The organism is Pseudomonas sp. ATCC PTA-122608 (assembly GCF_001952855.1).
Classification (GTDB): domain Bacteria; phylum Pseudomonadota; class Gammaproteobacteria; order Pseudomonadales; family Pseudomonadaceae; genus Aquipseudomonas.
Map to the genome: position 1 here is coordinate 479178 of NZ_LPNO01000035.1, position 13670 is coordinate 492847.

12 protein-coding genes are annotated in these 13670 nt (G+C 62.2%); 10 read left to right on the forward strand and 2 right to left on the reverse strand.

Annotated features, from left to right (window positions below; genetic code table 11):
* Window positions 1–302: 302 nt before the first annotated feature.
* From AU074_RS25420 to AU074_RS25445, 6 genes are read left to right on the forward strand one after another with little or no spacing between them, the layout of a single operon-like run.
* Window positions 303–1307: a LacI family DNA-binding transcriptional regulator gene (locus AU074_RS25420; protein ID WP_076017053.1), complete on the forward strand. Its 1005-nt coding sequence runs from the start codon at window positions 303–305 to the stop codon at window positions 1305–1307.
* On the forward strand, window positions 1307–2311 hold the full coding sequence (locus AU074_RS25425) for an ABC transporter substrate-binding protein (protein WP_076017054.1): 1005 nt from the start codon (window positions 1307–1309) through the stop codon (window positions 2309–2311). The genes AU074_RS25420 and AU074_RS25425 overlap by 1 nt, the downstream gene beginning before the upstream one ends.
* A complete protein-coding gene (locus AU074_RS25430) occupies window positions 2312–3133 on the forward strand; it encodes an iron ABC transporter permease (protein WP_076017055.1) in 822 nt (273 codons plus the stop codon).
* The gene (locus tag AU074_RS25435; protein WP_076017056.1) at window positions 3130–3924 is read left to right on the forward strand and encodes an ABC transporter permease; all 795 of its coding nucleotides are present in this window, start codon (window positions 3130–3132) and stop codon (window positions 3922–3924) included. Before AU074_RS25430 ends, AU074_RS25435 begins: the two co-directional genes overlap by 4 nt.
* Window positions 3921–4952, forward strand: a complete 1032-nt coding sequence (locus AU074_RS25440; protein WP_076017057.1) for an ABC transporter ATP-binding protein — start codon at window positions 3921–3923, stop codon at window positions 4950–4952. Before AU074_RS25435 ends, AU074_RS25440 begins: the two co-directional genes overlap by 4 nt.
* A 16-nt stretch (window positions 4953–4968) precedes the next feature.
* The gene (locus AU074_RS25445) at window positions 4969–5802 is read left to right on the forward strand and encodes a phosphodiesterase (RefSeq protein ID WP_076017058.1); all 834 of its coding nucleotides are present in this window, start codon (window positions 4969–4971) and stop codon (window positions 5800–5802) included.
* A 42-nt stretch (window positions 5803–5844) separates the two neighbouring features.
* Here the strand turns inward: AU074_RS25445 and AU074_RS25450 are convergent, their stop codons facing one another.
* Both AU074_RS25450 and AU074_RS25455 read right to left on the reverse strand, forming a co-directional pair.
* Window positions 5845–6294: a hypothetical protein gene (locus AU074_RS25450; protein WP_076017059.1), complete on the reverse strand. Its 450-nt coding sequence runs from the start codon at window positions 6292–6294 to the stop codon at window positions 5845–5847.
* Complete coding sequence (locus AU074_RS25455; protein ID WP_371916655.1) at window positions 6294–6755, reverse strand: GNAT family N-acetyltransferase; 462 nt, start codon at window positions 6753–6755, stop codon at window positions 6294–6296. The genes AU074_RS25450 and AU074_RS25455 overlap by 1 nt, the downstream gene beginning before the upstream one ends.
* Before the next feature lie 217 nt (window positions 6756–6972).
* Between AU074_RS25455 and metE the strand changes: the two genes are divergently transcribed.
* The 4 genes from metE (at window position 6973) to AU074_RS25475 (ending at window position 13481) form a co-directional block, all read left to right on the forward strand.
* The gene (gene metE, locus AU074_RS25460) at window positions 6973–9261 is read left to right on the forward strand and encodes a 5-methyltetrahydropteroyltriglutamate--homocysteine S-methyltransferase (RefSeq protein ID WP_076017061.1); all 2289 of its coding nucleotides are present in this window, start codon (window positions 6973–6975) and stop codon (window positions 9259–9261) included.
* Window positions 9262–9509: 248 nt separating this feature from the next.
* Window positions 9510–10007, forward strand: a complete 498-nt coding sequence (locus tag AU074_RS25465; RefSeq protein ID WP_076017151.1) for a sigma-70 family RNA polymerase sigma factor — start codon at window positions 9510–9512, stop codon at window positions 10005–10007.
* Window positions 10004–10951, forward strand: a complete 948-nt coding sequence (locus AU074_RS25470) for a FecR domain-containing protein (protein WP_076017062.1) — start codon at window positions 10004–10006, stop codon at window positions 10949–10951. Before AU074_RS25465 ends, AU074_RS25470 begins: the two co-directional genes overlap by 4 nt.
* Before the next feature lie 88 nt (window positions 10952–11039).
* Window positions 11040–13481, forward strand: a complete 2442-nt coding sequence (locus tag AU074_RS25475) for a TonB-dependent receptor (RefSeq protein ID WP_076017063.1) — start codon at window positions 11040–11042, stop codon at window positions 13479–13481.
* The last annotated feature ends 189 nt before the right edge of the window (window positions 13482–13670 follow it).

Genomic DNA, 13670 nt, shown 5'->3' on the forward strand with positions numbered 1-13670 from the left:
CCGCGAAGGCGGCGGCACAGACGACAACCTGGTTGCCTGACACACCGCCATGGTGATCGTTCCCACGCTCTGCGTGGGAATGCCGCCTCGGACGCTCTGCGTCCATCGGGCGATGCAAGGTTCACGTCTTGCGCAGTGGTGACGCGGAGCGTCACGGGATGCATTCCCACGCAGAGCGTGGGGAACGATCATCAAGTAAACCCCCATCCACACTGACATCAAACCGTCATCTCCCCATCGCCTGACTGCCACATTCCCCCGTTACTGTCCTCGCCAATGAGATCGATCTCAAGCGAGTGACAATGACTGATTTGAAAGACGTAGCGCGGCTGGCCGGCGTATCCCGCGCCACCGCCGCCCGCACCTTTGCCTCCCCGGAACAAGTGCGCCCGGCCACCCGTGAACAGGTATTCGCCGCCGCCCGCGAGCTGGGTTTCAGGCCCAACCTGCTGGGCCGCCAATTGCGCCTGCAAACCACCAACCTGATCGGCGTGGTGGTGCCCAACCTGCTTAACCCGGTGTTCGCCGAGCAGTTCCAGGCCATGGAGCGCGCCGCACGCCTGCGTGGCTATAACCTGTTGCTGGCCACCACCGACTACAGCGCCGAGCGCGAAAGCAGCGTGGTGGAAGAACTGCTGCGCCAGCGCGTCGACGGCCTGGTGCTGACCGTCACCGACGCCGAAAGCAACAGCGTGCTCCACAGCCTGGCCACGGAAGAAACGCCGTTCGTGCTGGCCTACCACCAACCCGACAACCCCAACTACAGCGCCGTCTCGGTGGACAACCGCGCCGGCATGGCCCTCGCTACTCGTTATCTGCTGGAAGCGGGCCATCGCCGGATCGCCATGGTCGCCGGCCCCGCGTTGCAGTCCGACCGGGCCCGCCTGCGCTACGCCGGGTATTGCGATGCCATGGGCGAGTACGGCCTCGATAGCCAACCGGTGATTGAAATGCCGGCCCACACCCAAGCCGAGTTCGCCGCCATCGAACCCTTCCTGCAAGGCCCCCAGGCCCCCACAGCACTGGTGTGTTCCAACGATTTTCTCGCCATCAGCCTGATCGCCGAACTGCGCCGCCATGCCTGGAACGTGCCCGAACAACTCTCGGTGATGGGGTTCGACGGCATTTCCCTGGGCACCCAGATGCACCCGACGCTGTGCAGCGTGGTGCAGCCCATCGCGCTGTTGGCCAGCACCGTGATCGACCAACTGCTGGCGCAAATCGCCGGCAACCCACCGACTTCCCACTGCCTGCCGTGCCATATCCGGCCGGGCGAAAGTACCCAACCCCATAAAGGAGACGCTTGATGAGCATGCTCAGTAAAACCCTGGCGGCATTGCTGCTGTGCGGCACGGCCAGCCTGGCCCAGGCCGCCGACACCGCGATTTGCTACAACTGCCCGCCAGACTGGGCGGACTGGGGCTCGCAACTCAAGGCCATCGCGGCGTCCACCGGTGTGCAGGTGCCGCTGGATAACAAGAACTCCGGCCAGTCCCTGGCGCAGTTGGTGGCCGAGAAAGCCGCGCCGGTGGCCGATGTTGTCTACTACGGCGTGACGTTCGGCCTGCAAGCGCAGAAGGCCGGGGTGGTGGAGGGCTATAAACCCAAAGGCTGGGAACAGATTCCCGCCGGCCTGAAAGACCCGGACGGCCAGTGGTTCGCGATTCACTCCGGCACCCTCGGCATCATGGTCAACGTGGATGCCCTGGGCGGGCTGCCGGTGCCGCAAAGCTGGGCCGACCTGCTCAAGCCTGAGTACAAAGGCATGGTCGGTTACCTCGACCCGTCCAGCGCTTTCGTCGGCTACGTCTCGGCGGTGGCGATCAACCGCGCCATGGGTGGCGACCTCGATAACTTCGCGCCGGCCATCGACTACTTCCAGAAGCTGGCGAAAAACGCCCCCATCGTGCCCAAGCAAACCGCCTATGCGCGGGTGCTCTCCGGTGAGTTGCCGATCCTGGTGGACTACGACTTCAACGCCTATCGCGCCCGCTATAAGGACAACGCCAACGTCGCCTTCGTGATTCCCAAGGAAGGCAGCATCAGCGTGCCGTACGTGATGAGCCTGGTGGCGAACGCGCCGCACCGCGCCAACGGTGAAAAGGTGCTGGACTTCGTTCTGTCCGATGAGGGCCAGGCACTTTGGGCCAAAGCCTACCTGCGTCCGGTGCGGCCAATGAAGATGCCGGCGGAAGTCGCCGCGCAGTTTCTACCGGACAGCGACTACGCCCGCGCCGGCGTGGTGGATTACCAAAAAATGGCCGCCGTGCAGGAAGCCTTCGCCGCGCGTTACCTGAGTGAGGTCAAGTAGGTGAAGGCACTTTTGCGGCCAAATCCCGCCTGGGCGCTGGCTCCGGCGTTTGCGGTGCTGCTCGCGTTCTGGCTGTTGCCGCTGGCGCACTTGATAGTGCTGGGCGGCGAAAGCCGCGACAGCCACGGCAGCGGTTACTGGCAAGTGCTGAGCAGCGCGCAATACCTGGGCAGCCTGGCGCAAACCTGCGTGCTCGCGGTGCTGGTGACGTTGGCGGCGCTGCTGGTTGGCGGTATCACGGGTGTGTTTCTCGCCCGCCAGCAATTTTTCGGGCGCTCGGCGCTGGTGGCGTTGTTGACGTTTCCCCTGGCATTTCCCGGCGTGGTAGTGGGCTTCCTGGTGATCCTGCTGGCGGGCCGCCAGGGCTTGTTTGCCGCACTCGGGCTTCAGTTGGTCGGTGAACGCTGGATCTTTGCCTATTCCTTGGCAGGGTTGTTTGTCGGCTACCTGTACTTCTCGATTCCACGGGTGATCCTCACGGTGATGGCGGCGTGTGAAAGCCTCGACCGCAGCCTCGAGGAAGCCGCCCATTCACTGGGGGCCGGGCATTGGCGGGTGGTGTGTGACGTGATCGTGCCGGGCCTGGCGCCGGCCCTGGCATCCTGCGGGGCGATCTGTTTTGCCACGTCCATGGGCGCCTTCGGCACGGCCTTCACCCTGGGCACACGGCTGAACGTGACGCCCGTCGCTATCTATAACGTGTTCACCAACTACGCCAACTTTGCGGTGGCGGCAGCCCTCTCGGTGGTGCTTGGCGCGGTGACCTGGGCCGTGCTGTTGTTGACGCGGCGCCTGGTGAAAAACGCGGGGACGGTCCTGTGAAGCGCTCATCGCTGTTTGTCATCCAGTTGCTGTTTACCTTGCTGGTCTGCGCCTTCATGTTGGTGCCGGTATTGATGTCATTGCTGGCGGGGCTGACGCGCAACTTCTTCGTCGGCCTGTCCAGCGGCCTGACCTTCGACTGGTTGATCCAGGTCTGGCAGGCCTACTCGCCGACGGTCTGGCTCTCGCTGCAACTGGCCCTGGTTTGCGCGGTATGCGTCTGCGTGATCGGCGTACCGGCGGCGTATGCCTTGGTGCGTATGAACAACCGCTTCAGCCGCGCCTTCGAGGAATTGATGGTGCTGCCGGTGGCCATGCCCGGCCTGGCCAGTGCCCTGGCGTTGTTGCTGACCTACGGCCAATTCGGAGGGTTTCGCAGCAGTTGGTTGTTCATTCTGGTGGGGCATGTGTTGTTCACCTTGCCGTTCCTGGTGCGCCCGGTGATGGCGGTGATGCAACGCCAGCAACTGCCGGTTCTGGAAGAGGCTGCCGCCAGTTTGGGCGCAGGCCCCGTTCGACGCTTTTTCAGTGTGGTAGTGCCTAATTGCCGGGCGGGGATTCTCGCCGGAGTGCTGATGGTCGTTACCTTGTCGCTGGGGGAGTTCAACCTGACCTGGATGCTCCACACGCCGATGACCAAGACCTTGCCCGTCGGCCTCGCTGACAGCTATGCCTCGGCCCGCCTGGAAATCGCCAGCGCCTACACCCTTATCTTTTTGCTGATGATCGTACCGCTGCTGATTGCGTTGCAGGCCATCAGTGCTCGTCTGTCTCGTGGAGAGCGTCGATGACCGCTATCACCATTCGCCTGAAGGGTTGCCGCAAGGCATTCGCCGACGGCACCGTTGCTGTGCAGAACCTCGACCTGACCATCGAGGGCGGCGAAACCCTGGCCATTCTCGGCCCGTCCGGTTGTGGCAAAACCACCACCTTGCGCTTGATCGCCGGCCTTGAGCGTCCCGACGTGGGCCAGGTTTTTTTCGGTGACACCGACGTCACGCGCCTGCCCATCGAGCGCCGTGATGTGGGCATGGTGTTCCAGAATTACGCCTTGTTCCCCAACCTGGATGTGGCCGGCAATATCGTCTACGGCCTGAAAATTCGCGGCGTCGCGCCGGCAGAGCGCAACAAGCGCTGTGACGAACTGCTGGAGCTGGTGGGCCTGCAGAACCATGGCAAGCGCAGCATCCATGAACTGTCCGGCGGCCAGCGTCAGCGTGTGGCATTGGCTCGCGCCTTGGCGCCTCGGCCCAAAGTGCTGTTGCTGGATGAGCCGTTGGCAGCGCTCGACGCACAGTTGCGTGAGCGCCTGCGCAGCGAGCTGGATCAGCTATTGCGCGGCCTCGGCATCACCTCGGTGTTCGTCACCCACGATCAGGGAGAAGCCATGGCCCTGGGAGATCGCATCCTGGTGATGGAGCAGGGGCGTATCGCGCAACTGGCCAGCCCGCGGGAGATCTACCAGCAGCCGGCCAACGCGTTTGTTGCAGGCTTTGTGGGCAACCTGAATGCCTTTTCGGTGGTTGATCGCACGGCCCATGGCTTGAAAGTGTGTGGCGGCGAACTGCCGTGGCACGAGCCCCATCTGCCGGCCACCGTGTACTGCCGCCCCGAGCACCTGCGGGTGATGGAGAGCGAAGGGCACCTGCACGGGCATTTGCTGGCGCAGTTTTTCCAGGGCGCCCAAAGCCGCCTGCTGGTGGATGTCGGTGGCCCGCAACCGCTGCTGGTGGACAGCAGCGACAACCAGCTTCACGCCGTCGGCGCGCCGATTGCCCTGGCCATCGCCCCACACAAGCTGTTCACCCTGCATGCCTGACTTCAGAGAGCCTATTTTGAACCGTCCGTTTCTTGTTGCGCAGATCAGCGACCTGCACCTTAAAGCCGGGCAACGCCTGACTTACGGCGTGGTCGACACTCTCGGTGCATTACGCCGTGCCGTCGACCACCTGAATGCCAGTTACCCGAGGCCCGATATCGTGGTGATCAGCGGCGACCTGGTGGACTTTGGCCGCGCCGATGAATACGCCGTGCTGCACCCCGAGCTGGCCCGTTTGCAAATGCCTTGCTACCTGGTGCCGGGCAATCACGACAACCGCCAGCATTTGCTCGACGCGTTTCATGATCACCGCTATTTGCCGGCGAGCGCCGACGGCCCGCTGGACTGGGTGGTGGACGACTATCCGGTGCGGCTGATCGGCCTGGATTCGACGATTCCCGATACCCATGGCGGCCAGCTGCTGGACAGCCAATTGCAGTGGCTTGATCAGCAACTGGCGCTGCAGCCGCACGTGCCGACCCTGCTGATCTTGCATCACCCGCCGTTTATCAGCGGCATCGGCCATATGGACCGCGAGCCGTTCCGTAACGCCCCTGCGCTGGAAAAGGTCATCGCACGCCACCCTCAGGTGGAACGTCTGCTGTGTGGGCATTTGCACCGGCCGATGCAGCGCCGTTTCGGCGGCAGTGTGAGCTGTGTATGCCCGGGCACGTCCCATCAAATCGTGCTGGATCTACAGGAGGTTGCTCCGGCGCATTTCAATCTGGAACCGGCGGGTTATCTCTTGCACCGCTGGGATGAACAGCAGGGCTTGGTCAGCCACAACGGCGTATTCGGGGACTACCCGGGGCCGTATCCGTTTTATGACGCTGATGGGTTAATTGACTGAAGTTTTCCGTAGGTTTATCTCTTGCGCGGTGGCGCTCCGATACTAATCGCTGCTGCTGCCGAGCAAGATCCAGCGCTTGCCCGAGGCATGGATGTCATAGGCGAACTCCCAGAACACGGGATAGCCTGGATGGCCGTTGGCGAGATAGAAATCATAGGCTGCATCAGCGTTATCGAGTTGTGCTCCCTGCAACAGTTGTTCGGCCAATGCCCGAATTTCTGCGTGTTTGATGTCGAGGTCTAGCGGGCCTGAACCGAGGTCGCCAGGGTAGAGCAGCCACTCAAGCACTTGCTCGCGAACTTCGTTGAGACTGACGGGAGCACAGCGACTCACCACGCAGGATGAGTTGACCGCAGACTTGAGGATGTCTATCAACGGGGCGCCCGAATCCAGAGGGCCGTAGACGTCCAACGAGACCTGATAGTTGTTGCCATACAGAAGATGTTCAAGCCGTTTAATGTATTCAGGCCGGTTGTCGTTGGTCACCTGCATTAAGCCTCCTGATCAATTAACGATTTTGCATGAGTTGCATGTTTGTCCTGTACCGGCTCAAACCCGCAGCGCAGGTAAAAGGCGGCACCTTCTTGGGTGTCGGTAGACAAGCGCACAACACCGAACTGCTGCGCAGCGTGTTTCAGAAGCTGACTGACCAATGCTTTGCCCACATGGCATCCCCTTGATGCCTGTGCGACGTACACCCGGCGTAGCCTGCCAACCTCCGGACCGGCATAAGGGTCATAGGACAGCCCGCCAATGGCGATCAACTGCCCGTTATTGAATACGCCCAAAAGACATTCGCCGGGTCGATCAAAACGGTTGGCGCCGCTCTTCCACTCTGCAATCAGGCGCGTCAGAAACCTGAAGCCTTCAGCGATGGCTTCTGCTTCCAGTATCAGGAGTTCTTCGGTCAGCGCTGAGAGTGTGCGTATCGAAAAGTCGCGCGTTGTATGGATCACCGGAGCTACCTTTGTTTTTGTTCGGGTCGCGCTACTTTAGCCTGAGATGCGCCCGTCGACTTGCCATCGCTGCTTAGTCGCGAAGTAGTTCTGCATATCGCGTCGTTCGATTATCATGAGTAGAACTTGTGATCATCTGGAATAAAATGAGTTTGTCTCACTATCACCCGATCCCGACAATAGCTCCCATACACACACATTGGAGCTTTACGTCATGGCTGTTGCCCATTCCCTTGGATTCCCGCGCATTGGTCGCGATCGTGAACTGAAAAAAGCGCAGGAAGCGTTTTGGAAGGGTGAACTCGATGAAGCCGGCCTGCGCGCCGTAGGTCGTGAGTTGCGCAAGACGCACTGGGACCTGCAAAAGAAAGCCGGCATCGAGTTGCTGCCCGCCGGTGATTTTGCCTGGTACGACCAGGTACTGACTCACTCGCTGATGTTCGGTGTGATCCCTGAGCGTTTCCGCCCGGCCGATGGCAAAGCCACCCTGCACACCCTGTTCGGCATGGCCCGTGGCGTCAGCGACAACTGCTGCGGCGGTGCCCACGCCCAGGAAATGACCAAGTGGTTCGACACCAATTACCACTATCTGGTGCCTGAGTTCAGCGCCGACCAGCAGTTCCAGCTGGGTTGGGATCAACTGTTCGAAGAGGTCAAGGAAGCCCGTGACCTTGGCCACACCGTCAAGCCGGTGGTCATCGGCCCGCTGACGTACCTGTGGCTGGGCAAGGCCAAGGGCGGCTATTTCGACAAGCTCAACCTGCTGGACCGACTGCTGCCGCTGTACGGCCAGATCTTCCAGCGCCTGGCGGACCTGGGCGTGGAGTGGGTGCAAATCGACGAGCCGATCCTGGTGTTGGACCTGCCGCAGGATTGGAAAAATGCCTTTGAACGTGCCTACAACCTGATCCAGCGTGACCCGCTGAAGAAGCTGGTGGCCACCTATTTTGGCGGCCTGGAAGAGAACCTCGGCCTGGCAGCCAACCTGCCGGTGGACGGCCTGCACATCGACCTGGTGCGTGCGCCGGATCAGTACCCGACCATCCTTGATCGCCTGCCGGCTTATAAGGTGCTGTCCCTGGGCGTGGTCAACGGCCGTAACGTATGGCGCTGCGACCTGGAAAAAGCCCTGGCCACCTTGCAGCACGCTCATGAGCGTCTGGGTGATCGCCTGTGGGTGGCGCCGTCCTGCTCCTTGCTGCACAGCCCGGTGGACCTGGGCCGTGAAGACAAGCTGGATGCCGAGCTGAAAAGCTGGCTGGCGTTTGCCGTACAGAAGTGCGAGGAAGTGGCGGTGCTGGCTCAGGCCGTGAATCAACCTGAAGCGCCAAACGTGATCGCCGCCCTGGCTGAAAGCCACACCGTTCAAGCTGCCCGTGCCGCTTCCCCGCGTATCCACAAGCCCGCGGTGCAAGCCCGCGTGGCGGCGATCACCGCCAAGGACAGCCAGCGTCACTCGCTGTTTGCCCAGCGTATCGAGAAACAACGGGCTGGCCTCAACCTGCCGCTGTTCCCGACCACCACCATCGGTTCGTTCCCGCAAACCGCCTCGATCCGCCTGGCCCGCCAGTCCTACAAGGCTGGCAAATTAAGCGAAGCCGAATACGTCGAAGCCATGCACAGCGAGATTCGTCACGCTGTAGAAGTGCAGGAAAACCTTGGCCTGGACGTGCTGGTGCACGGTGAGGCCGAACGCAACGACATGGTCGAATACTTCGCCGAGCAGTTGGACGGTTATGTATTTACCCGTTTTGGCTGGGTGCAGAGCTACGGTTCCCGTTGCGTGAAACCCGCAGTGATTTTCGGTGACCTGAGCCGTCCGAAAGCCATGACCGTGGAGTGGATCCGCTACGCCCAAGGCCTGACCAACAAGGTGATGAAGGGCATGCTGACCGGCCCGGTGACCATGCTGATGTGGTCGTTCCCCCGTGAAGACGTGAGCCGCGAAGAACAGGCTCGCCAACTGGCCCTGGCGATTCGTGATGAAGTGGTGGACCTGGAAGCCGCCGGCATCAAGATCGTCCAGATCGACGAAGCCGCGTTCCGTGAAGGCTTGCCGTTGCGCCAGGCGCAGTGGAAGGAATACCTGGATTGGGCCACTGAAGTGTTCCGCCTGTGCGCCTCCGGCGTGCGTGACGAAACCCAGATTCACACCCACATGTGCTACAGCGAGTTCAACGATGTGATCGAGTCCATCGCGGCGATGGATGCTGACGTGATCACCATCGAAACCTCGCGCTCGGACATGGAGCTGCTGGAGGCATTCGAAGCCTTCGCTTACCCGAACGACATTGGCCCGGGGGTGTACGACATCCACTCGCCACGGGTGCCGGATGCGTCGGAAATGGCCAACCTGCTGCGCAAGGCGGCCAAGCGTATCCCGGCTGACCGTTTGTGGGTCAACCCGGATTGCGGTTTGAAAACCCGTGGCTGGCCGGAGACTGAAGCGGCGCTGATACACATGGTGACTGCAGCACGTCAACTGCGGGCCGAACTGGCCTGATCCAAACACCCGGAATCAAACGCCGGGTGAAGATCAAAAATGTGGGAGCGGGCTTGCTCGCGAATGCGGTGTATCAGTCGCTGGAGAGGTTGACTGACCCACCGCATTCGCGAGCAAGCCCGCTCCCACATTGGGTCTCCGGCGTTATAAAAATCATGAAATTGCCAGCATCACCCCGCGCAGACTAGAATGCGATCAATTCTTAATTACGCTTGGGCCTCACCGCCCGGCGCGCCCCGGTGATCGGCATGTCGTCTCCCCTCAATCTGCATATCCAGGACCTGTACTGCGAACACCATGGATGGTTGCACCGTTGGCTGGACCGCAAGCTGGGCAATGCCAGCGATGCCGCAGACCTGGCCCATGACACGTTCATGCGCCTGCTCACCCGGCACACCAGCACCCACCTGGGCGCCGAGCCACGGGCGTTGCTCACGCATATCGCCAAGGGCTTGATGATCGACAGCTGGCGCCGCCAGGAGGTGGAACGCGCCTACCTGGAAACCATCGCCCACCTGCCCGAACAGCATGTACCTTCGCCGGAAACCCGCTGGCTGATTCTCGAAGCGCTGTACCGCATTGAAGCGATGCTGCGGGATCTGCCGGAAAAAACCCGCCAGGCATTCCTGATGTCGCAGATCGACGGCCTGACCTATCAACAGATCGCCGATGCCCTGGGTGTGTCGCTGATTTCAGTCAAACGCTACATGCGCGATGCCTTCCTGGCCTGCCTGAGCGTGGCATGAGCCAGTCGATTGATCCGCTGATCCTCGGTGAAGCCGCCGCCTGGATGGTGCAGTTGCAGTCCGGCAGCGCCACCGATGAAGACCGTCGCGCCATCGCCCAATGGCAGGGCCGCAGCGCCCAGCACGCCCAGGCCTGGCAACGGGCGCAGGCCGTTCTGGGGGACTTCAGCAGCGTGCCGGCGGCGATTGCCGGCGATACCTTGAAGCGCATCGGGCGCAAAAAATCCCTTGGCCGACGCCAGGCGCTCGGGTTGTTGCTGGCGGCGGGCCCGGCGGCCTGGCTGGCGTATCGGCAGGTGCCGTGGCAGCAGTGGACCGCCGACCAGCACACGGCCATTGGCGAACAAAAGAACCTGACTTTACCCGACGGTACACGCCTGCTGATCAACACCGGCAGCTCGCTGAATATCGCGTTCTCCGATCAGGTACGGCGCATCGAGTTGCTCAAGGGCGAAGTGTTGATCACCACCGCCAAGGACTCAGCCCAACGTCCTTTTATCGTTCAGACCCGCCACGGCACCGCCCGCGCCTTGGGTACGCGGTTCAGCGTGCGGGTGGGTGAGCAGGCAAGTCGAGTGGCCGTGACCGAAGGCGCGGTGGAGTTGCTGGCGGAGCATGCCCGCCAGGGCGTGATCGTCAAGGCGGGCGAGCAGGGCGCCTTCAGTGCGGACCGTGTGGCGGCCGTCGAGCCATTGGATGTCAGCGCCCTGACCTGGGAAAACGGCATGCTGCTGGCCCAGCACATGCGCCTGGCGGACCTGCTGGATGAGCTGGGACGTTATCGCGCCGGTGTGTTGCGCTGCCACGACTCGGTGGCCAACCTCACGGTATCGGGCGCGTTTTCCCTGCGGGATACCGACGCCAGCCTGTACCTGTTGCAGGAAACCCTACCGGTCAAGGTCAGCAGCCTCACCGGGTATTGGGTGACGGTCGAGCCACGCTGAATTTTTTCAACGTTCGTTGATACCTTTTTCGTTGTCGCCCGGTGTAGGGGAGAACCCTCAACATTGCTCCGCGCCGACAGGAATGCCCATGACCGCCAGACCGCTCCCGTACTGCCCCCGTCCGTTGAAGGCATTGAGCCTGGCGGTCGCCCTTGCTGCCGTCGCACCGCTGCAGAACGCCCAGGCAGAAGAAGCTGCGCCAAGCAGTGCGGCGCGCAGCTATACCATCGCGCCGGGGCCGTTGGGGAATGTGCTGGCACAGTTTGCGGCGTTGTCCGGGGTGCCGTTGTCGTTCGATTCCACGTTGCTCAACGATCAACAAAGCCCGGGGTTGCAAGGCAGTTACAGCGCGCAATCGGGCTTTGCCCAGTTGCTGCAAGGCAGCGGCTATACCCTGCAAGGCACCAGCGCCAATGGCTACACCGTGGTGCCCCAGGCCAGCGGCGATGCGTTGGAACTGGGCGCCACCACCATCAGCGGCGAGGCGAGCGGGGCGCAGGCGGACACCTATGCCGGCGGCCAGGTGGCACGCTCGGCGCGCCTGGGCGTGCTGGGTAACCGGTCCATCAGTGACGTGCCATTCAGCGTGGTCAGCTACACCTCGAAAACCATCGCCGACCAACAGGCGCGAACCGTGGGCGATGTGTTGCTCAACGACGCGTCGGTGCGCCAGTCGTCCGGGTTCGGCAACTTCTCCCAGGTGTTCACCATTCGCGGCCTGCCGCTGAGCACCGATGACATCGCATTCAACGGCCTTTACGGCGTGCTGCCCCGGCAGATCATCACCACTGAAGCCCTGGAGCGGGTGGAGCTGTTCAAGGGGCCCAACGCCTTCGTCAACGGCGTATCGCCTTCGGGCAGCGGGATCGGCGGCAGCGTCAACCTGGTGCCCAAGCGCGCCGAAGACATGCCGACCCGCAGCGTTACCCTCGATTACGCCAGCGACAGCCAGACCGGTGGCCACATCGACCTCGGCCAGCGCTTCGGTGAAGACAACCGCTTCGGCGCCCGGGTCAACCTGGCCCGGCACGGCGGCGAAACCGCCGTGGATGACGAAAACAAAAGCTCGCAGTTGATCGCCGTCGCCCTGGATTATCGCGGCGATCGTTTGCGGGTCTCCACCGATTTTGGCTACCAGAAAGAGCGCATCAATAATGGCCGCTCGGTGGTTTACCTGACCGGCACCAAAGTGCCCGGCCCGCCGTCGGCCAAGGACAACTACGCCCAGGACTGGAGCTGGTCGGAGCTTGAAGACACCTATGGCATGGTCAACGCCGAATATGACTTGAACGATAACTGGACCGCCTACGCCGCGGGTGGCGCCAAGCACACTCGGGAGAACGGCCAGTATTCGTCGCTGTATGTCGGCAACGATGGCAGCGCCAAGGTGGGCTTCCTGTATTCGCCCCATGACGAAGACAACAAAAGCGCCATGGCCGGCTTGAACGGGCACTTCGCTACCGGGCCGGTGACCCACCAGATGAACTTCGGGCTGTCGGGGATCTGGGGCGAGCAGCGCTCGTCTTACGAGGCGATCTTGCAGGCCAACCGTCAACCGGGCAATTTGTACAACCCGACGCAAACACCGCGGCCGACCAATACCTATTTCGGCAGCGATATTCACGACCCGCGTGTTGTCGGCAAGAACCGCATCAAGAGTGCGGCGGTATCCGACACCTTGGGCTTTTTGGATGATCGGGTGCTGTTGACCCTGGGGGTGCGGCGCCAGACGATCGAGGTGGACAGCTGGAACACCGCCACAGGGGCGCGTGGTACGCCGTACTCCGAGTCCATCACCACGCCGGTCTATGGCCTGGTGATCAAGCCTTGGGAGCACGTGTCGTTCTACGCCAACCGTATCGAAGGCCTGGCTCAAGGCCCGACGGCGCCACTCACTAACGTGACCAATCCCGGCGAAGTCTTCCCGCCCAAGCGCAGCAAACAGACGGAAGCCGGGGTCAAGCTGGACTGGGAAAACTATGGCGCCACGCTCGGCGTGTACCGCATCGAACAGCCGAACAACGCGACCACCCGATTCCCGGGCCAGAGGCTCGATACCTTCACTGTCGACGGCGAACAGATCAATAAAGGCGTAGAGCTCAACGTGTTCGGCGAGCCCATCGACGGCCTGCGCCTGCTGGCCGGTGCCACCTGGATGGACACCGAACAGAGGAGCACCTCCAACGGCGCCACCGAAGGCAACCGCGCCGCCGGTGTGCCGCGCTTCCAGTACAACGTGGGTGCGGATTGGGATGTGCCGGGTATCCAGGGGGCGGCGGTCAGCGCACGGATGCTGCGCACCGGTGGCGAATACGTCAACGCCGCCAACAGCCTGAGCATCCCGGCCTGGACCCGCGTCGACCTGGGCGCGCGGTATGGCTTCAAGGCGGACGACAAATGCATCACCCTGCGCGCCAACGTCGAGAACGTAGCGAACAAGGCGTACTGGTCGTCGGCGTCGACGGCGAATAACTACCTGACCCAGGGTGAGCCGCGGACGGTGAAATTGTCGGCGACGGTGGATTTCTGAGCCTGGGAAAACCTATCGAAGTGAATGAAGACCTTCTGGGGAGAAAGCTTGTTGTGATGAGGGGGCTTGTTGTGGCGAGGGGGCTTGTCCCCCGTTGGAGTGCGAAGCGCTCCCAGCTTTTTTGGGGCCGCTGCGCAGCCCAACGGGGGACAAGCCCCCTCGCCACAAAGATCCCGCTGATCAGGTAGC

Bases quoted from the DNA above. Each gene is read 5' to 3' on its own strand.
- AU074_RS25440 (WP_076017057.1), top strand. From the start codon at position 3,921: ATGACCGCTATCACCATTCGCCTGAAGGGTTGCCGCAAGGCATTCGCC.
- AU074_RS25425 (WP_076017054.1), top strand. From the start codon at position 1,307: ATGAGCATGCTCAGTAAAACCCTGGCGGCATTGCTGCTGTGCGGCACG.
- AU074_RS25420 (WP_076017053.1), top strand. From the start codon at position 303: ATGACTGATTTGAAAGACGTAGCGCGGCTGGCCGGCGTATCCCGCGCC.
- AU074_RS25450 (WP_076017059.1), bottom strand. From the start codon at position 6,294: ATGCAGGTGACCAACGACAACCGGCCTGAATACATTAAACGGCTTGAA.
- AU074_RS25475 (WP_076017063.1), top strand. From the start codon at position 11,040: ATGACCGCCAGACCGCTCCCGTACTGCCCCCGTCCGTTGAAGGCATTG.
- AU074_RS25465 (WP_076017151.1), top strand. From the start codon at position 9,510: ATGTCGTCTCCCCTCAATCTGCATATCCAGGACCTGTACTGCGAACAC.
- metE (WP_076017061.1), top strand. From the start codon at position 6,973: ATGGCTGTTGCCCATTCCCTTGGATTCCCGCGCATTGGTCGCGATCGT.
- AU074_RS25470 (WP_076017062.1), top strand. From the start codon at position 10,004: ATGAGCCAGTCGATTGATCCGCTGATCCTCGGTGAAGCCGCCGCCTGG.